The sequence below is a fragment of the Serratia sp. ME47 genome, from assembly GCF_903970925.1.
In the GTDB taxonomy this organism is placed as follows: domain Bacteria; phylum Pseudomonadota; class Gammaproteobacteria; order Enterobacterales; family Enterobacteriaceae; genus Serratia; species Serratia ureilytica.
The window spans coordinates 135,779-154,317 of sequence record NZ_CAJCKE010000004.1; the positions used below are offsets into that span (position 1 = coordinate 135,779).

Annotated in this window: 23 protein-coding genes; 6 read left to right on the plus strand and 17 right to left on the minus strand. The window is 57.6% G+C overall.

Annotated elements, in window-relative coordinates:
• Window positions 1-10: 10 nt before the first annotated feature.
• The 3 genes from H7A77_RS06290 to H7A77_RS06300 all read right to left on the minus strand — a co-directional run bounded on the left by H7A77_RS06290 (window position 11) and on the right by H7A77_RS06300 (window position 3,556).
• Complete coding sequence (locus H7A77_RS06290; RefSeq protein WP_033652114.1) at window positions 11-1,051, minus strand: ABC transporter permease; 1,041 nt, start codon at window positions 1,049-1,051, stop codon at window positions 11-13.
• 15 nt (window positions 1,052-1,066) lie between these two features.
• Window positions 1,067-2,551, minus strand: a complete 1,485-nt coding sequence (locus H7A77_RS06295; protein WP_033642731.1) for a sugar ABC transporter ATP-binding protein — start codon at window positions 2,549-2,551, stop codon at window positions 1,067-1,069.
• A 75-nt stretch (window positions 2,552-2,626) separates the two neighbouring features.
• Window positions 2,627-3,556, minus strand: coding sequence for a sugar ABC transporter substrate-binding protein (locus H7A77_RS06300; RefSeq protein WP_033652022.1), 930 nt, complete (start codon window positions 3,554-3,556; stop codon window positions 2,627-2,629).
• Window positions 3,557-4,052: 496 nt separating this feature from the next.
• On the opposite strand from H7A77_RS06300, the gene H7A77_RS06305 reads away from it, so the two are divergent.
• The 3 genes from H7A77_RS06305 to dcuR all read left to right on the plus strand — a co-directional run bounded on the left by H7A77_RS06305 (window position 4,053) and on the right by dcuR (window position 7,346).
• A complete protein-coding gene (locus H7A77_RS06305; RefSeq protein WP_033642729.1) occupies window positions 4,053-4,895 on the plus strand; it encodes a class I fructose-bisphosphate aldolase in 843 nt (280 codons plus the stop codon).
• A gap of 125 nt (window positions 4,896-5,020) precedes the next feature.
• The gene (locus H7A77_RS06310; protein WP_033642728.1) at window positions 5,021-6,634 is read left to right on the plus strand and encodes a sensor histidine kinase; all 1,614 of its coding nucleotides are present in this window, start codon (window positions 5,021-5,023) and stop codon (window positions 6,632-6,634) included.
• A complete protein-coding gene (gene dcuR, locus H7A77_RS06315) occupies window positions 6,627-7,346 on the plus strand; it encodes a two-component system response regulator DcuR (RefSeq protein ID WP_033642727.1) in 720 nt (239 codons plus the stop codon). Before H7A77_RS06310 ends, dcuR begins: the two co-directional genes overlap by 8 nt.
• A 37-nt stretch (window positions 7,347-7,383) precedes the next feature.
• On the opposite strand, the gene H7A77_RS06320 is transcribed toward dcuR, so the two are convergent.
• The 7 genes from H7A77_RS06320 to H7A77_RS06350 form a co-directional block, all read right to left on the minus strand.
• On the minus strand, window positions 7,384-7,719 hold the full coding sequence (locus H7A77_RS06320; RefSeq protein ID WP_164106078.1) for a hypothetical protein: 336 nt from the start codon (window positions 7,717-7,719) through the stop codon (window positions 7,384-7,386).
• Window positions 7,720-7,752: 33 nt separating this feature from the next.
• Window positions 7,753-8,172, minus strand: coding sequence for a hypothetical protein (locus H7A77_RS06325; RefSeq protein WP_182073953.1), 420 nt, complete (start codon window positions 8,170-8,172; stop codon window positions 7,753-7,755).
• A gap of 61 nt (window positions 8,173-8,233) precedes the next feature.
• Complete coding sequence (locus tag H7A77_RS06330) at window positions 8,234-8,533, minus strand: hypothetical protein (RefSeq protein ID WP_033642724.1); 300 nt, start codon at window positions 8,531-8,533, stop codon at window positions 8,234-8,236.
• Between the two features lie 637 nt (window positions 8,534-9,170).
• Window positions 9,171-9,386, minus strand: a complete 216-nt coding sequence (locus tag H7A77_RS06335; protein ID WP_025302459.1) for a helix-turn-helix transcriptional regulator — start codon at window positions 9,384-9,386, stop codon at window positions 9,171-9,173.
• Between the two features lie 7 nt (window positions 9,387-9,393).
• Window positions 9,394-9,957, minus strand: coding sequence for a DUF2975 domain-containing protein (locus H7A77_RS06340; protein WP_033642723.1), 564 nt, complete (start codon window positions 9,955-9,957; stop codon window positions 9,394-9,396).
• A 157-nt stretch (window positions 9,958-10,114) separates the two neighbouring features.
• Window positions 10,115-11,314 carry an enoyl-ACP reductase FabV gene (gene fabV, locus H7A77_RS06345; RefSeq protein WP_033642722.1) on the minus strand — a complete coding sequence of 400 codons (1,200 nt, stop codon included), beginning with the start codon at window positions 11,312-11,314 and terminating at the stop codon, window positions 10,115-10,117.
• Window positions 11,315-11,483: 169 nt separating this feature from the next.
• On the minus strand, window positions 11,484-11,834 hold the full coding sequence (locus H7A77_RS06350) for a DUF4377 domain-containing protein (RefSeq protein ID WP_049300685.1): 351 nt from the start codon (window positions 11,832-11,834) through the stop codon (window positions 11,484-11,486).
• 248 nt (window positions 11,835-12,082) lie between these two features.
• Between H7A77_RS06350 and H7A77_RS06355 the strand changes: the two genes are divergently transcribed.
• The gene (locus H7A77_RS06355; RefSeq protein WP_033642719.1) at window positions 12,083-12,427 is read left to right on the plus strand and encodes a hypothetical protein; all 345 of its coding nucleotides are present in this window, start codon (window positions 12,083-12,085) and stop codon (window positions 12,425-12,427) included.
• Window positions 12,428-12,503: 76 nt separating this feature from the next.
• Complete coding sequence (locus H7A77_RS06360) at window positions 12,504-12,722, plus strand: hypothetical protein (RefSeq protein ID WP_182073954.1); 219 nt, start codon at window positions 12,504-12,506, stop codon at window positions 12,720-12,722.
• Here H7A77_RS06360 and H7A77_RS06365 read toward each other — a convergent pair.
• The 5 genes from H7A77_RS06365 to ftnA form a co-directional block, all read right to left on the minus strand.
• Complete coding sequence (locus H7A77_RS06365) at window positions 12,719-13,123, minus strand: hypothetical protein (RefSeq protein WP_147837903.1); 405 nt, start codon at window positions 13,121-13,123, stop codon at window positions 12,719-12,721. The two genes, H7A77_RS06360 and H7A77_RS06365, sit on opposite strands and share 4 nt — an antisense overlap.
• A gap of 490 nt (window positions 13,124-13,613) precedes the next feature.
• Window positions 13,614-13,955, minus strand: a complete 342-nt coding sequence (locus tag H7A77_RS06370; RefSeq protein ID WP_016928154.1) for a YebY family protein — start codon at window positions 13,953-13,955, stop codon at window positions 13,614-13,616.
• Window positions 13,956-14,024: 69 nt separating this feature from the next.
• Window positions 14,025-14,906 (minus strand): copper homeostasis membrane protein CopD, encoded by an 882-nt coding sequence (gene copD, locus H7A77_RS06375; protein ID WP_033642717.1) that lies wholly within the window; start codon window positions 14,904-14,906, stop codon window positions 14,025-14,027.
• Between the two features lie 2 nt (window positions 14,907-14,908).
• Entirely contained in the window at window positions 14,909-15,292 is a 384-nt protein-coding gene (gene yobA, locus H7A77_RS06380) for a CopC domain-containing protein YobA (RefSeq protein ID WP_004940886.1), read from the minus strand.
• Window positions 15,293-15,618: 326 nt separating this feature from the next.
• Window positions 15,619-16,137: a non-heme ferritin gene (gene ftnA / locus H7A77_RS06385; RefSeq protein ID WP_033642716.1), complete on the minus strand. Its 519-nt coding sequence runs from the start codon at window positions 16,135-16,137 to the stop codon at window positions 15,619-15,621.
• Between the two features lie 340 nt (window positions 16,138-16,477).
• Between ftnA and H7A77_RS06390 the strand changes: the two genes are divergently transcribed.
• On the plus strand, window positions 16,478-16,708 hold the full coding sequence (locus H7A77_RS06390) for a DNA polymerase III subunit theta (RefSeq protein ID WP_033642715.1): 231 nt from the start codon (window positions 16,478-16,480) through the stop codon (window positions 16,706-16,708).
• 31 nt (window positions 16,709-16,739) lie between these two features.
• Here H7A77_RS06390 and pip read toward each other — a convergent pair whose 3' ends face one another.
• Both pip and dksA read right to left on the minus strand, forming a co-directional pair.
• Window positions 16,740-17,693: a prolyl aminopeptidase gene (pip, locus tag H7A77_RS06395; protein WP_164106080.1), complete on the minus strand. Its 954-nt coding sequence runs from the start codon at window positions 17,691-17,693 to the stop codon at window positions 16,740-16,742.
• A 177-nt stretch (window positions 17,694-17,870) separates the two neighbouring features.
• Window positions 17,871-18,296 (minus strand): RNA polymerase-binding protein DksA, encoded by a 426-nt coding sequence (dksA, locus tag H7A77_RS06400; RefSeq protein ID WP_147837897.1) that lies wholly within the window; start codon window positions 18,294-18,296, stop codon window positions 17,871-17,873.
• Window positions 18,297-18,539 lie beyond the last annotated feature (243 nt).

Sequence of the window (18,539 nt, forward strand, 5' to 3'; positions counted from 1 at the left end):
TTCACGGCAATCAGTGTTTTTTGCGGTTGCGACGCATGTCGATCGACACGGCGGCGACGATAATCACGCCTTTGATGATGTCCTGAATGTAAGAATCGACGCCGATAAAGGTGAAGCCGCTTTTGATAAGGCCGAGGATCACCGCGCCGATCAGCGTGCCGGTAATGCGCCCGACGCCACCCATCAGGCTGCTGCCGCCGATCACCGCCGCGGCGATGGCGTCCAGCTCATAGGACATGCCCATGCTCGACTGGCCGCTGCTGACGCGCGCCGCCAGCACCACGCCCGCCAGCCCCGCCAACCCGCCGGCGATGGTGTAAACCGTCACCAGGTACTTATTGACGTTGATGCCGGAAACCCGCGCCGAGGTCATGTTGCCGCCGATGGCATAGATGTATTTGCCATAACGGGTGTGCTTCAGCGCGATGTGGAAGATCACCGCGATCACCAGGAAGATGATCACCGGCATCGCCCCCTGGCCGATCGCCGTGAAGCCATCCGACAGGAAGCTGACCGGGTTACCCTTGGTGTAGTACTGCGCCAGACCGCGCGCCGATACCATCATCCCCAGCGTGGCGATGAACGGCGGAATGCCGGTGCGGGTGATCAGGAAGCCGTTGATAAAGCCGCAGACGATGCCCACCCCGATCCCCGCGCCGATCGGGATCGCCGCCGGCAGATCGAGCAGCCCCGGATACATCGGCGAAATGCTGTCCGAGGTCTGCGCCAGGCTGGCCGCCACCACCGCGGTCAACGCAATCAGCGAACCGGATGAGAGATCGATGCCGGTGGTGATGATGACCTGGGTGACGCCCACCGCGATGATGCCGATGATCGCCACCTGCAGCACGATCAGCAGCAGGCGGTTCGGGTTAAGCAGGAACGACTGATCGCGCATGTACCAGCCAAGGATTTCGAAGATCAGCGCAATGCCGAGCATCACGATGAAAATACCGGTGTCTTTCGGCATTTTGCCGCTCAGCCCGGAGAACAGCGATCCCTTGCCCGTTGAATCGGCGGAGAGCGGCTTCTCAATCTTTACGTTACTCATGATGTTCACCCTTCGTTATTCTGAGGCCAGCGCCAGGATCTTTTCCTGGTCCGCGTCGTCTTTGTCCAAAATGCCGGTGATGCGGCCACCGTGCATCACCATCACCCGATCGCTCATGCCGAGGATCTCCGGCAGCTCGGAAGACACCAGAATGATGGCGACGCCGCGGTTGGCCAGCTCGCTGATCAGGCGGTAGATTTCCGCTTTGGCTCCCACGTCGATGCCGCGCGTCGGTTCGTCAAGTATCAGGATTTTCGGCTGCGCCAGCAGCCAGCGCGCGATCAGCACCTTCTGCTGGTTGCCGCCGCTGAGGTTATTGATGATCTGATCCATGGTCGGCGTTTTGATGTTGAGCTTCTTGATCTGCGCCATGCAGTCTTTGGCCATCTGCACATGGCTGACGAAGCCGTTCTTGCCGATGTATTCCGACAGGTTGACGATGCTCATGTTTTCGACCACCGACAGCACCAGAAACAGGCCGGACTTCTTGCGATCTTCGGTGAGGAACGCCAGCCCGCTCTCGATCGCCTTCGCCGGGGAATCCACTTTTACCGCCTGGCCTTCGATAAAGATCTCGCCGCCGTCCGCCGGGTGCATGCCGAACAGGCTCTCCATCACTTCGCTGCGCCCGGCGCCCACCAGCCCGGCAACGCCGAGGATCTCGCCGCGCTTGACGCTGAACGATACGTCATGGAACCAGCCGCTGCGGCGCAGCCCCGCCACCCGCAGCACTTCCTCGCCGATATTGTTGTTGAATTTGGGGAACATCTGCGTCAGTTCTCGCCCCACCATCATGGTGATCAGCGACTGTTTGGTCAGGTTTTCGGTTTTGTCGCAGGCGATGAAGGTGCCGTCGCGGAAAATGCTCACTTCATCGGTGATGGCGAAGATCTCGTCCATCTTGTGGCTGATATAGATGATGCCTTTGCCCTGCTCGCGCAGCTCGCGAATGATGGCGAACAAGTGCACCACTTCACCTTCGGTCAGCGCCGAGGTCGGCTCATCCATGATCAGCACGTCGGCGTTGTAGGATACGGCCTTGGCGATCTCCACCATCTGCTGGCTGGCGATGCTCAGTTCGCCCACCAGCGTTTCCGGCCGCAGTTTGATGTTCAGCCGCGCCAGCAGCTCGCGGGTTTGTTCATTCAGCTGTTCGTGGTTGACGAACCCCAGCCGCGCCGGCTCACGCCCCAGCCAGATGTTTTCCGCCACCGTCATGTAGGGCACCAGGTTCAGCTCCTGGTGAATCATGGAAATGCCCGAATGCAGCGCCTGCAACGTGTCGCTGAAGGTCACCGGCCGGCCTTTGATTTTGATCGAGCCCTCATCCGGGTGATAGATGCCGATCAGGCATTTCATCAGCGTCGACTTGCCCGCGCCGTTTTCGCCCATCAGCGCATGCACGCTGCCGGGTTTGATTTTAATCGAGACCTTATCCAGCGCTTTGACGCCGGGGAACTGCTTGCTGATGCCTTCGGCCTCAAGAACATAAGGGTACATACCGCTTACCTCCGCACTGACCCACGTTTTCTGCCGCGGGCGCTCAGGTGGAGCGCCCGCGGCAGGCTTCAAGGCTTATTTTTTGTTTTTATCGGCGAATTGCTGGTAATTGGCCTGGGTGATCAACTGATAAGGGATCAGCACGTTGCTCTCCACCTTCTCGCCTTTCACCAACTGAACGGCGGTTTGCACCGCGCCTTCGCCCTGGCCTTTGGCGTCCTGGAACACGCTCAGCGCCAGATCGCCTTTTCTGATGAATTCCAGCGCATCGGGCGTGCCATCCACGCCGGCCACCCGCACGCCGGACTTTTTAGCCTGCTTGAGCGCCAGGATGGCGCCGATGGCCATTTCATCGTTGTTGGAGGCGATGGCGTCGATCTGCTGGCCGGTCAGCACCCAGTCAGTGGTGATATCCACCGCATCTTTACGCGTCCACTTGGCGGTTTGCTTATCGACAATCTTGATGCCGGGATAGTTGGCCGCCACCTCTTCCACGCCGCGGGTGCGGTCGCGGGTCGATTCATTCGACAATTCCCCCATCAGGATCATCACGTTGCCCTTGCCGTTCATCAGCTTGGCCAACGCTTCCATCTGCAGTTTGCCGGCCAGCTTGGAATCGGAGCCGACGTAGGCCATGCCGGCCGGGAGCGTCACTTCCGGCTTGCGGTTGACGAACACCAGCGGGATTTTGGCGTTCTCGGCCAATTTGATCATCGGCTTGACGCCCTGAGTATCCACCGGGTTGAGGATGATGGCGTCGACGCCCTGGCTGACGAAGTTTTCGATTTGTTGAATTTGCTGCGCGATGTCGCCCTTGGCGTCTTCAAACTGGCCGCTGACGTTGCCGTCGGCTTTCATTTTGTTTTGCATCGACTGGCGCAGAATGGTGAGGAAGTTGTCATCGAAGTAAGCCATGGAAACGCCGATCTTGATGTCTTTCGCCAACACGCTGGCCGGCAGCATGCACATCAGTACGGAGGCGGCGATCAGTTTCTTCAGCTTCATGTTCGTTACCCTTTAATCGTTAGAATGAAGTGGTCTGTTGATTGACAGCTAATGAAAGATATTTTTTACATTCAAACAACATTACGGTCGGTGTTATCCCTTTGATACGGCGAAATTACCGCGTTATCACCGTATTAAGGCCGTGAACAAAATGGTGATCGATATCTCAAAACAGATTAAAAACAATCAATTGAAATAAACCCCTGGCAGAGCAAGCCGCGTCTTCGCCGCTTTTTTAAATGTTTATTTCATAATTGAGATTATTGAAACTTTTTAACCCAAACAAGCGAAACATGCGTTTTGGAATGGCTTATTAACAAAAACATGACACGGATCTAACAAATGAAGTGAAAGCCATCGGGTAACGCGCCCCGCGCGTGCGCCACGCCGGGCGTCGGCAAAAACTGCGAGCGGGCGCGCAGTTTGCGGTTTCCGCATTTCCCGACCATCCTTACTCGGCAATAATGGACATATCCCTATCTCAGGAGGACCTGACATGCAGCTCAGCAGTAAGGTGCGGATGAACCGCCTGTTCAATAACGGCAAGTGCCTGGATGTGGCGATCGATCACGGCATCGCCAACGAACCAGATTTCTTAATCGGTCTGGAAGATATCGAACGGGTGATGGGCAACCTGATCGCCGCGCGCCCCGACGCCATTCAGGTCAACTACGGCCAGGCGGAGCTGCTGCAGCGCGCGCCGCAGCGCGAAAAGCCGGCGCTGGTGATGCGCACCGACGTCGGCAACGCCTATAACGCAGCACGCCACCGTGAGATGTGGGCGGTGTTGCACAACCCGGAAGCGCCGATCCTCGCCGCGCTGCAAATGGACGCCGCCGCGGTGGTGGTCAATCTGTATATGATCCCGGATGAACCCGGCATTTTCCGCCAGTGCGTAGAGAACATCGGCCGCCTGCGCCACGCCTGCGATCGCTACGCCATGCCGCTGATGATCGAACCGCTGGTGATGGCCCCGGCCGGCCAGGGCGCCGCCTACGGGTCGCTCGGCGACGTGGAAAAGATCGTGCCGCTGGTGCGGCTGGCGCGCGAACTGGGCGCCGACATCATCAAGGCCGACCCGACCGAACGGGTGGAAGATTTCCACCGCGTGGTGGAAGCGGCGCGCTGCCCGACGCTGGTGCGCGGCGGCGGCAAGGGGGAGCTGGGCCCGGTGCTGGAGAAATCCGCGGCGCTGATGGCCCAGGGCGCGTCCGGCATGGTCTATGGCCGCAACGTGTATCAACACAGCAATCCGTCGCAGGTGGTGCGCGCCCTGATGGCGATCATCCATCAAGGCGCCAGCGGCCAACAGGCGCTGGAGATCTACCACCAGCAGTGACCCGCTTTTGTAACTAAAATAACCCCTTCGCGACCCGGCAGCATGCTATAACCTGCTGCCGGTAACTGCAGCTTGCCTCATTCCTCGCTAGAATACGCCGTGATATCGCCATTCGGAGAACCGCCATGCCAAAACAACGGGTGCCGCTCAAGCTGAGCACCTCCATCACGCTGATGGTGTCCGCCATCATCGCTTCGGTGCTGCTGGTGGTGTTCGCGCTGTTTTTCGTGCAGATGAGCCGCGAAGGGCAAGATCAGCTGCAGCAAAAAGCCATCGCTATCGCCAACACGCTGGCGCTCTCGAGCACCGTGATAGACGGCCTGCAGCGACGCGATCAAAGCGGCGCCGTGCAGCGCTTCGCCGAGCAGGTTCGCCATCAAAACGAGCTGCTGTTCGTGGTGGTGGTGGATATGCAGGGCATCCGCTATTCGCATCCCAAACCCTGGCTGATCGGCAAACATTTCATCGGCGAAGATCTGGCGCCGGCGCTGCAGGGCAACGTCAACAGCGCCATCAACCGCGGCACGCTGGCCCCGGCGCTACGGGTGTTCGTGCCGGTGTATGACGAGCAGCGGCGGCAAATCGGCGTGGTGGCGCTCGGCATCGCGCTGGACACCGTGCAGCGGGTGGTGGCGGAAAGCCGCTGGATCATCTATTGGACCATCGCCTTCGCCGCGCTGGTCGGCAGCCTGGGCACTTTTTTCCTGGTCTCCGCGCTCAAACGCATCATGCTGGGTTTCGAGCCTTACGAAATCTCCACCCTGTTCGAGCAGCGCAACGCCATGCTGCAGTCGATTAAAGAAGGCGTGATCGCGGTCGATAATGATTCCCGCATCACCATCGTCAACGACGAGGCCAAGCGCCTGCTGCGCCAGAGCGGCCCGGTGGAAAACCTGCTGCTGGACGCCGCCAGCAAGCATTGGCCGGCGCAGCTGCATCTGGCGGAAGTGCTGGCCAGCGGCAAACCGCTGCGCGATCGACAGATCAGCTTCAACGGCAGCGAACTGCTGACCAATACCGTGCCGGTGATCGTCAACGGCCAGGTGACCGGCGCCATCGCCACCTTCCGCGACAAGACCGAGGTCAGCCGCCTGCTGCAGCGCCTGAGCGGCATGGCGCACTACGCCGATGCCCTGCGGGTGCAGTCGCACGAATTTATGAACAAGCTGCACGTGATACTCGGCATGCTGCACATGAAGGCTTATCAGCAGTTGGAAAACTACATCATCAATACCGCCAGCAACTACCAGGAAGAGATCGGCGCGCTGCTGCGCAAGATCCACTCGCCGGAAGTGGCGGGCTTCTTCATCGGCAAGATCAGCCGCGCCCACGAAGCCGGCATCGAACTGACCATCGAGGAAACCAGCCTGCTGCCGGAAACCGACGACGCGGAAACCACGCACGTGCTGATCAGCGTGCTCGGCAACCTGATCGAAAACGCCATCGACGCCATCGACGGCGTTGAAGGCCACGAGATCGGCCTGAGCTTCCATCACCACGACGATCAATTACACTGTATCGTCAGCGACGACGGCCCCGGCATCGATCCGGCGATCGCCGCGCACATCTTTGAACACGGATTTTCCACCAAGGGAACGGGACGCGGCATCGGCCTGGCGCTGATCCGCAGCCATCTGGAGAAACTGGGCGGCGGCATCGATGTCGAGTCCGAACCGGGCGAGCTGACCCAATTTTTCGTGCACCTTCCCTATCAGGCCAAGAGCGAAACCCATGATTAACGTACTGATTGTCGACGACGACCCGATGGTGGCGGAGCTGAACAAATATTACCTGAGCCAGATCGGCGGTTTTCACTGCCAGGCGACGGTCGCCACCCTGGGCCAGGCGCGCGCCCTGCTGGCCGACGCCAGCGTCAGCATCGATCTGGTGCTGCTGGATATCTACATGCAGCAGGAGAACGGGCTGGATCTGCTGCCCGGCCTGCGCGAGCTCGGCGAGAAGACCGATGTGATCATCATCTCTTCCGCCAGCGATGTGAACACGGTGCAAAAGGCGCTGCACTACGGCGTGGTGGATTACCTGATCAAGCCGTTCCAGTTTAGCCGCTTCAAAGAGGCGCTCAGCCACTATCGACAACAGTCGCAGCTGCTGGCGCAGCGCGAGTTTTCGCAGGCTGACGTCGACAGTCTGCTGCGCCGCCAGCCCGGCGGCCAGGAGAGCAAAAAGCTGCCGAAGGGCCTGACCAGCATCACCCTGAGCACGGTCTGCGAGTGGATAGAACAGCAGCACGACAGCGAATTCTCCACCGACAACCTGGCCAACGCCATCGGCATTTCGCGGGTGTCCTGCCGCAAGTACCTCATCTATCTGGCGGAAAGCGGCATTCTCGGTACCCGCATTCTGTACGGCGCGACGGGCCGCCCAGTCTATCTGTATCAGCTGAAGCCGGATGCGATCGCCATGCTGAAAGAGCATTGCCGCCCGGCATAAACGACGCCGGGCGCTGCAAGCGCCCGGACGTTGAAAGCTAGAAGTTGTACATGTAACACCTCGCCTCGCGGTGAGGATCTTTCGAGTGTATCCGCAGGCAGCGCTGCTTTTTCTGCTGTTGCTCCAGCTGACGCTGCTGCCGCTTGGCGGCTTCTGCGGCCTCGCGCTGCTGCTCACGCGCGATCGCCTGCTCATTGGCCTGCGTCAGGCTGTCGACATTCCACACCTTGTGGCGCAGCGCGCTGCGTTTTTTCTGGTACTCCTCGGGGACTTTATTGTCCTTCGGCGGCGCCGCGTGGTATTCCAAATCCACCCGCGCCTGCGCAAAGCAGGCGCAACACAGGGCCACGCCGGCCAACACTAGCCTTTTCATCGATAAACTCCTGACAAATCCCTGTTCTCATCTTTAGCAATTCAGCGGCCGGCCATTCAGCCAGGCGCGGCAATAAACGCCGACAAACGGCCGATGCGGCCCCGTCAGAGACGTCCGCCGCAGACGCAGCGACAGGCAACGGACGATATCGGCACCCTGCTCACAGGCCGTTCGGGCGCTCTGATGCCCCTGCGCGGAAGGTCTCGCCGCTTCCTGCGTTTGCAACCGGATTTCCAACGCTTCCCGCTCCGCACGCAGCAGCGCCAGCTGCATGCGCTCCGCCTGAATCTGTTCAGCCAACCAAATATGCTGCAACAAGCCATCCAGCCGCGCCGGACACCCCGCCGCAGAGGGACTTTCCGTCGAGGCGCCGGGCGAGGAATGGCGATCGATGAACGCCTGACTGCAAAATGAGGCCAGCAGCGCCGCAGCGATTAACGAAGGTAGTTTCAATACACAAGCTCCATGAATAAGCCGACTGGGGCGCGCCGCGAAAAACGACGCAGAGAACCGTTCAACAGCCGTTGAGTGAAGACACCTGAGGCTCCGCGGGATCGGGCGCATGTTGCCCTCCCGTCGCCGGCGCTTTCGCGTTTTCGGCATCGCATTCCGCCAGACGCGCCAAGGTTTCGGCCTCATTCTCCGTGGGCGGGGTCGGCTCAGCCATCTCTTGTCGCAGGCCATGCGCCAGCTCTTTCAATTTCTTCTGAAACAGCACGGGAGAAATTCCCTCGCATTGCCGATCGTAACGGGCCGCATTTGCTTGCAGACTCAACAACGACATTATCAACATGGCGACAATACGCTTTGCCATTGAAAACTCCTGTAAGGATGTCTGGGTATGTTGATATATATTCAACAAGCAGAGATTCATCGTTTAAAGATAAATAACGCATCGGAAAAACAGAGTAGCGAATTAATAATAAACCGTTCCACAATATCTTTGAGATAACGTCTGCCGCCCCGCCGAATAAAGAGCGGCGGTTAGCGCCCCCCTATTTTCGACCAGTCCAGCGTACCGCCGATACCGACCCGGCCTTCATTCAGTACGGCAGCGGCGGATTCGCCGGCGATAATGCGCTGTTTCTGTTCTCGCGTTGCGGGCTGCGGTGTTCCCCAATTCCCCCAGTGAGTGGAGGAGGATGAGGATGAAACAGTGGGGTGAATGGCACTGCATCCGTTTAATACAAGACACAATGCCAGAAGAGAATTACGCCATGTCATACTATTTCCCTTAAAATAACGCTATTGGTAGTGACGGTAAATGAAAAACGAGTTTATTTAGTTTAATAACTTTCGCCGCATGCAATCGCCTGCGACAAAAAGAATACGCAAGTGTTAATCACCCGTTATTTTAATTAACCTGAATCAAACAAATATCGTTCAATAAGACAACGCTAATCGCAGAAATGGGCCAGCAGGCTCAGCGCACTTCCGAGTGCGCTGGGATCTTACTCTTCGCCGTCCGGCTGCCAGGCCAGCAGATCGCCAGGCTGGCAGTCGAGAATGCGGCAGATCTTGTCCAGCGTTTCCAGCCTGACTCCCTTGACCTTGCCGTTTTTCAACAGAGACAGGTTTTGCTCGGTGATCCCCACCTGCTCCGCCAGCTCCTTTGAACGCATCTTCCTTTTGGCCAACATGACATCAAGACTTACGATTATTGCCACTCTATTCTCACACGAAAGAAAGCTGTTCTTCATTCAGCCGCAACGCTTCCAGAAATACCCGGCTAAATACCAGGATTGCGCAGCCTACGATCAGCGAGCGCACCGACTCGCTATTGACGCCATAATAAAGGATAAACAGCATTTTTTCATCGGCGGTCAATACCATCACCTGCAGCAGACCGGCTAACGACGGGAACAACACATCGACGATCAGCAAGATGCCAATGATCTGCAACAGCACCATATTGTTGCGATGCCACACGTTGCCGCGGAAGAATTGATAAAACAGCCCGGCGCCGCACAGCAGCGCGCTGTAATAGGGCAAATAACCGAGCATGTCGATAACCAGCGTGGCGAACAGCGCCCAGCGTTGCTGCGGGATCGCGTAGGCGAGCAGCTCCGGGTAATATTCCCGGTAAGAGGCGACGATATCGCGATAGGCTACGCCCTGCAGCCAGTCCCGCACGATGATGAACATCTCAACGCCGGTGCTGACGATCAGCATCGCCATAATGAGCAAACACAGACAACGCACATACAGCGGCAGATGGATCCTTGGCGCAGCGCCCATAATTTTCTATCCCTTAATCAACAGCAATAAATTATCGTAAAACGATAATTTATTGCTGTCAATGATCAAGTGGACTGATGAGTCAGGCGGTGGTCGCCAACGCGCGGACAAAAAAAAAGGCCGGGCTAACCCGACCTTGTTTGACCGCTCGACGCGCTTAGACCAGTTCGATCACATCGAAGTTGGCTTCGCCGCTCAGATCGGCATCGTAATCAACGCCCTGCAGACCGAAGCCGAACAGGCGCAGGAATTCCGCCTTGTAGCCCTGGTAATCGGTCAGTTCGTTGATGTTGCTGTCATTAAGCTGCTTCCAGATTTCACGGCAGGTTTCCTGCACTTCGTCACGCAGTTCCCAGTCATCCAGGCGCAGACGGTGTTTCTCGTCGGTATCCGGCGCCGCACCGCTGTACAGCTTGGTGGCGAACAGACGCTGGATCTGCTCGATGCAGCCTTCGTGAATGCCCTGCTCCTTCATGATCTTGAACACGATGGAGATATACAGCGGCATCACCGGAATGGCGGAAGAAGCCTGCGTCACCACCGACTTGAGCACCGCAACGTAAGCCGCGCCGCCTTTGGCCTGCAGCTTCTGGTTGATGGCGTGCGCCGCGCGATCCAGATCTTCTTTCGCCTTGCCCAGCGTACCGTGCCAATAGATTGGCCAGGTCAGATCGGTACCGATGTAGGAGTAAGCGACAGACTGCGCGTTATCCGCCAGCACGCCCGCTTCGTCCAGCGCGTCCATCCACAGCTGCCAGTCCTGGCCGCCCATCACCTTCACGGTGTCGGCGATTTCTTGCTCGTTGGCCGGCTCGACCACGGCCTCAACCAGCACGTCTTTGTTGGTGTCCAGCGCGACGGATTTGTACGGCTCGCCGATCGGCTTCAGTGCGGAACGCACCACTTCGCCGGTTTCCGGCATCTTACGCACCGGCGAAGCCAGCGAGTAAACCACCAGGTCAACCTGACCCAGGTCTTTCTTGATCAGATCGATAACGGTCTGACGGCACTCGTTGGAAAATGCGTCGCCGTTGATGCTTTTCGCGTACAGGCCTTCTTCTTTAGCTGCCTTATCGAAACCGGCGGAGTTGTACCAACCGGCGGAACCGGTTTTGCCTTCGCTGCCAGGCTTCTCGAAAAATACGCCGATGGTGGCCGCACCGCTGCCGAAAGCGGCATTGATGCGCGAGGCCAGACCGTAACCGGTGGATGCACCAATGACCAGCACCTTTTTAGGCCCGTTTTTCAGTTCGCCGCGCGACTTAACGTAAGCGATTTGCTCACGGACGTTGGCTTCACAGCCTGCCGGGTGAGCGGTGGTGCAGATAAAACCACGAATTTTAGGTTTGATAATCATAGTAATTTTTTCTTGGTAGCTAAAAACCGAAGGACAATATACCTGATTTTCTCGATATACTTAAGAAAGTGCGAAAACAAGCGCAGTGAACAGACCAGTCAACGGCCCTGCGACACAGGCAAAGGATAATGATAGCAGGCCAGGTTGCTATTGCCCGGCCTGTTGAGGGTCATGCCTTGTGCTTTTCCAACTGCTCGATCAGCGTGTAACGCAGCGATGAGGCGTCGGCCGGTACGTTCTCCACCGGGGTGACGCGCACTTTCAGCCGATACTGATAGCCCGGTTCGAAGGTGAAACCCTCGATGCCGGTATAGAACAACTCCCACGGCTGCTGCGCGGAGCGTCGCACCTGCATGCACTTCATCGGGCCGACGCCCACGCAGTCCACCAGCGCGCTGTTGACCAACAACACTTCCGTTTGGCCGCCTTTCTCGTTTGCGGGCTGATTCATCGAGGTTCCCTCCTGGCTGCAGCCGGCCAGCGCGGCCAACGCAACAAATAACAACGCTTTAATTTTCAATGTACTGCACCAATAGTCATCCAGGGGCGCCATGCTAACAAATTAACCGGCTCAAGAGAACGGATAACGATACGGATCCACACGCCCAAAATATCATTCCTCGGTGCTCTATCAATCTGGAAAATATCGCAAAATAAACCCCCTGTTCTTATCCGAACCGGTAATTACCCCCGCTATTTTTTCTGTTAAAAACAGCTGGCTTGCGCAAGCTTTACTGAATTTAACTGAATCGATAAAGAGGGAATTTTATGCAAGAGATCGATGCCAAACACTTTCACCTGATCGCCGGCGCCGGTAACTTTGCCGACAACCGCGGCAGCAATGGCCGCGTCAACAACAACGGCGGCAACAAGAACGGGGGCGGGTCATCCAATCAGGGATTCTACGGCAAGCACACCTCGCCGGATTGCGTTAACGGCGTGATCACCGGTTCTCTGGGCGGCCTTGGCGGCCTGGCGGTGGGCGCGCTCAACGGCGGCTGCTTCAAGGAAGGCAGCAAAGGCGGCGGCAACGTCGGCATGGGGAAAGGCGGCAACAAAAACAGCGGCAGCAACTGCAATAGCAATAAAGGCGGCAATACCTGTTCGCGCTAAGCGGTTTTAATTAATCAAAGCCCCGGCTGAGCCTCTCTCCGTTCGGTCGGTGCTTTCCGTATTTTGGGTGATAACCATGTTTAAACTGTTTCGTACCATATGCCTGCTGCTCGGCTTCTGGATCGCCACCCTGCTGCTCAGCGGCGCGGGGGTCTCCTTTACCCACGGCTACGCCGCGCCTAAAAATCTGTCGCATTTCGTCGTCTCGCTGGTGGTGGTCGGCGCCATCCTGCTGTGGACCCATAAATTGCTGCGGTTCTTTTTTGCCGAGAAATTTGAGAAGAAACCGCGTTAAGCCGTGTTCTTATTGGGAGCGCCGCCCGCAACGATAAAACCGGCATCGCGAATCGCCGCCTTAACCTGCCTGGCGTCCATCACGGCCGTTTTCACATAGCCAAAAAAGGCCACCCGTGCGCTGGGCAAACGGATTGGCGTCGCCAGTTGGGCCATAAGATCACGATTGCGCTGCGCCATCAGCTCGGCGCGCGCATGCCAAAACGCGGTGGCGTCGGCGCGTGTTTCAGTGGCGGTGTCGAACCGAGAGGCCAACTCGCTGAGCTCCTCCCACTCCGCCAACAGGGAGGCGATCACTTCAGGATTAGCCACCTGCTCCCAGTCAGAGGGTAAGGCCCCCTCACGCCACGCCTCGAGATAGCCGGGCAACATCATCTTTAATTGACTCAGTTGCTCGTTCACTGCGGGTTACCTTTTATAGCGCCTGATGCCGGGATATTTCCCATAATGACACTCTCGTTAAACCGTTGATGGGAGCAATGGCCGAAGCTTATCAGCGCCATAGATGACGTAATGACTTTTGGTGCGGCCAAATTAGCGATGTGTGCGGTTGGGGGGTGAGACGGGAGCTCGGGCTGATGGCTGTGACGCGAAAAGAGAAACGGGGATTGTTGCTGGCGTCTTAGGTAAAATTTACTTATAAATCAATCACACAAAAAAAGACCGAATACGATTCCTATATTCGGTCTAGGGAAATGGCTCTTGGGAGAGAGCCGTGCGCTAAAAGTTGGCATTTAATGCAGGGCTTGTTCAGCCGTGCACTTTAAGAGTAGCCTACCGCGCCAGTTTTGCCAGCCGCCCGGCGGCCGCGTGATAGTTTCGTGACGAAATAACTATGCGGCAAATGCGCATCAATCTGCGCGCGCTGGGCAAGGCGTTGGCAAACAAGCGGTTAGTCAGCGCACAGCTTCTCGGCGCGTTCGATAAACGGCGCCATGCTCATTTTCTTCCCCGGTTCAGCGGGATCGTCCAGCAGGATCACGTCCAGCGGCTGTGCGCGCTGATGGCCCTTCTTCACCTGCTGCTCCGCTGCGTCGTTGAGCGGGTATTGCATCAGGGTGCTGTTATTCAGCACGAACAGCGCGCCGCCGCTGCGGCACTGCAGCGTCACCTCTTCCTTGGTGAACGCCCACTGTTTGCCGTACTCCAGTTTGGTGATGTTAACCAGTTTGTCTGCCGCCAGCGCGCCGGTCGCGGTTGCCAGCAGCGTAATGCCGAGTAATACCGATTTCATGTGATGGCCTTAAGGTTGCTATTCGCGTCGATTTTCCCGCAGCTTGCCGGCCTGCGGCAAGCTGAAATGTCAAACCGGCGCATAGGTTGCAAATAAACTGACCAGCAGCAGCACTGCCATCCCCAGCCCGACTTCGAGCCAGCACGCCAGCACCACCCCGCGCTGCGCCAGCGCCGGTACGCGGCTCATCGCCGGCACGATGGCATAGCGATTGGCCAGCGCCACCATCACCATCAGCGCCACCAGCGCGGTTTTGATCAGCAGCAGGCGCTGATAAGGCGAGCTGAGATTAAGCGGCCAACCGCCGAGTATGATCAGGCTGTTGACGATGCCGGTGACGATCACCGCCGCCACCGCCAGGTGCCCCCAGCGCGAGAAACGGATTAGCGTGGTGATGGCATCGCTGCGCCATTGCGGCGGCTGCAGGTAGCGCAGGCAAACCAGCAGCGGCGCCAGGCTGCCGAACCAGTAACCGGCGGCCAGCAGGTGCGCCGCATGGTTGGCGCGGTGCAGCGCGCCCAGCGCGCCTTCGTGCATCGCCGCGTGGCCGATGAACGCCAGGCTCACCAGCAGCAGCGCTGAACACAGCGCCAACGCCTGCGCGCGCGGCCGTTTCGGCAGCAGCAGGCTCAGGATCGCCAGCAGCGACAGGCCCAGATGCCAGCGCCACACTTCGCCGAAGGTGGTGCCGAGCACCGCCCACCAAACCTCCAGCCGCCAGGTGTCTTGCCAACCGTCGCCCATCTGCCCGGCCTGAATGGCCAGCAGCGCCACGGCGGAAAGCCCGGCAATCCAGGTGCCGGCAAGCAGCAGCGGACGCACATCGCGGGAGAGGATCGGGGAAAGGCGCTGCGGTGCCAATAAGGCGGTGAACAGACTGATGCCAAACATCAGCATCACCGCCGCAAAGTGCACCAAGCGACACAGAACGAACAGGGTCGCCAAACTCACGATCAGTTTACGGTGAAGCTGTACTGGCCTTTGGTTTTATGCCCGTCGACCGACACCACATGCCAGCTGACGTTGTATTTGCCCGCGCTCAGCTCGCCTTCGATCGGCACGTTGACCTGGGTGTTGTTGTTCGGATCGAGCTGCAGCTTGCCGGTTTTCACCACGGCGTTATCCGGGCCGGTGATTTTCACGCCGCTGAAGTTCGGCTCGATGCCTTCGGAGAAGCTGAGAGTCAGCGCCTTCGGCGCCGGGCTGACGCTGGCGTCGGCCTTCGGCGTTTCCACTTTCAGGTGAGCGTGCGCCAAGGCTTGCTGTGAAGACAGGCCAACGAACAGGACGAAAACGGTGGAAAGCAGGCGACAGGAGGAACGAATTTTACCGATCACAGTGGTATCCCTTAACAATATAAAGAGGGTCATAAGGGTTAAGGCCACAGCCAAGGCGATGTATCAGCGGCCCCAACCCACCGCAAATGATTGCGCCACGGGTAAACAGAAAAACGGGTTGTATCGGCTAACCCGCTGTTTTGACTCTACCATCCCTGTAGCGTATCGCGGTAAATCATAACGAGCACGCCTCAGCAAGTCGAGCGCATCACTGGCATTTTGCGATCCGGCAGCACGTATCGCCGCATAACCGCGATAAACGCAGGGTAAAAAAAACCGCGCGTCGGGTTTGCCCCGCGCGCGGTTTTTCAATGTTCAGTCAGGAATCAGGCCTGGCCGTTGCCGCCCTGGCCCATCGCGCCCATTTTCTTCAGGTCTTTGTCGATGAAGAACAGGCCTTTGCCGCTGGTGCCCACCAGCGCCAGCTTATCCAGCACGGATTTGAACAGTTTCTCTTCTTCGTGCTGCTCCGCCACGTACCATTGCAGGAAGTTGAAGGTGGAGTAATCGTGAGAGGACATTGCCGCGTGCGCCAGCTCGTTGATCTGACGGGTGATCAGCTTCTCGTGTTCGTAGGTCTGCTCGAACACGTCCGCCAGCGACTCAAACGCCACCGGCGGGGCCGCGATGGTGCCCAGCAGCGGCAGAGAGCCGGTGTCACTCAGGTAGTCGAACAGACGTTGCATATGCTGCATCTCTTCCTGAGAGTGCTCTTTAAGAAATGCGGCGGCGCCTTCAAAGCCTTTGTCGCTGCACCATGCGCTCATCTGCAGATACAGGTTGGCGGAGTAGAACTCCAGATTCAGTTGCTCATTCAGCTTTTGAGTCATTTCTTGCGTCAGCATAATCATTCCTTTTATTTTGCAGGTCATGAATTTAATTTCCGCGCATTATGCCCTGTCGCCGTAAAAATAAAAACACCTTATTTACATTCAAACCAAATCAATTACAAAAACAAATTATATCAATAAGTTAAAATATCATAAAATTATTGGTAATTAACATGATAATTATTTAGATCTTTTATTTTAATCAAAAAGCGAATCATTCTTATTTAAAAGAATAAATAGATTGCATTACTCTTGGATAAATATCGCCCGCCGCCGCGGCGCAACGGGCTTGCCAAGCGCCGCCGGGTGGATTACCTTCTGCGCAGATTCAATGCGGTAAAGTAAGGAGTATAAGGTGGGTTACAATCTGGCCGAGTTGTCCAAAGAAGAAATGGACAGGGTGAATGTGGATCTCGCCGCCTCAGGCGTGGCGTACAAAGAGCGTTACAACATGCCGGTGATCCCGGAAGTGGTGGAGCGCGAGCAGCCGGAGCCGCTGCGCGACTATTTTCGCGAGCGCGTGGCGCACTACCGCGCGGAATCCCACAAGTTTTCGCGTCTGCCTTACGAACCGAAGGCCAAATAACAAAACCCGCCGTTACGGCGGGTTTTTCGTGTCACTTGCCGGCGAATCGGTCGGTGGCGATCATCAGCTGGTGCAAAATGCCCGGTTCATCAAACGAATGCCCCGCCCCTTCCACGATATGCAGCTCCGCCTCCGGCCAGGCCTTGGCCAGATCCCAGGCGTTCTGCACCTGGCAGGCCATGTCATAGCGGCCATGGACGATCACCGCCGGGATATGGCGGATCAGCGGCACGTTGCGCAGCAGTTGGTCATCGCTCTCCAGGAACCCCAAATGCGTGAAGTAGTGGTTTTCAATGCGGGCGAACGCCAGCGCGAAATCATCCTCGCCGAACGAAGCGGATTCACGGCTTGGCAACAGCGTCACCGTTTCCCCTTCCCACACGCTCCACAGTTTGGCCGCTTCGAGCTGGACCTGCGGATCGGCTGAAGTCAGCCGCTGCCGATAGGCGGCAATCACGTCTTTGCGCTCGTCATCCGACAGAATGGACAGCACGCGCTCCCACTTGTCCGGGAAGAAGCGCGAGGCGCCGTCCTGGTAATACCAATGCAGCTCCTGCTTGCGCAGGGTAAAGATACCGCGCAGCACCATTTCACTGACGCGCGCCGGGTGGGTCTGCGCATAGGCGAGCGCCAACGTAGATCCCCAGGAGCCGCCGAACACCAGCCACTGCTCGACGCCGGCCATTTCGCGCAGCCGCTCGATATCGGCCACCAAATGCCAGGTGGTGTTGTTGTCCAGACTGGCGTGCGGACGGGAGCGGCCACAGCCGCGCTGATCGAACAGCAGCACCTTGTAGCACTCGGGATCGAACAGCTGGCGATGATGCGCAGAGATGCCGCCGCCCGGCCCGCCATGAATGAAGACCGCCGGTTTACCGTTCGGGTTGCCGCTCAGCTCCCAGTAGATCCGGTGGCCATCCCCAGTGTCCAGCCAACCGCTGTCGTATGCCGCTAACGGCGGGTACAAACCTCGTAATTGTTCCATGGCGCTTTCCGTCTCTCTGTGAGTCATGCTTTCATCAAAGCGGAAGCCGCCCGGCAGGTCAACGGTAAAACCTGAAAACTCGAACGCGCGCCGGGAACTCGGCGCGCGTTTGCTCAAAATCGCAACGACCCGCCTGCAAAATGCCCACAGGCCCGATCAGTTCACGCCTTGTTACGCCTACACGCCTTTACGCATATGCGGCTCGCGCATCTCCTGTGCCGTTTTCGCCTCGATGCTCAGCTCCGCCGTCGGGCGCAACATCAGGCGTGCCAAGCCGATGGGTTCGCCGGTTTCCCGGCAGTAGCCGTATTCGCCGTTCTGCAACCGCGCCAGCGCCGCATCGATTTTCGGCAGCAGGCGGCTTTCGCGATCCAACTGGCGGAACAACAGGCGCAGCTCTTCTTCGCGCGCCGCCTTGTCGGCTTCATCGCCCGTCGCTTCGCCGTTGTCGATCGCCTTCTTCAGCTCATCGATGTGCAGCAGCAGTTTTTGCCGCTCATCCTGCAGCAGCTGGCGGAAAAAAGCCCGTTGAACCGAGTTCATGTAATCAGAATCCGGCATGGCCAGCAGTTGCTGCGCATCCGGTAATGTCATCACTGTCATTGCGTTCTCCGAACCCCAAAAGTGTAATATTATAACATAATAATTATTTTAAGCACCCGGTCATCCAAAAACAAAATTTCACGTGCAAACAGCCGGTTACATACTACTTGCACTTTGTCGCTTGCATCCTGTCGGCTTTAGGCGGTTAATGGCTGAGCAAGCCACCCAATCATAGGTAACGAGAGGCCATCATGAGTAAGGGAATGGATAGCAAAAAAAATGCGAAGAAGAAGCCGTTGAAAA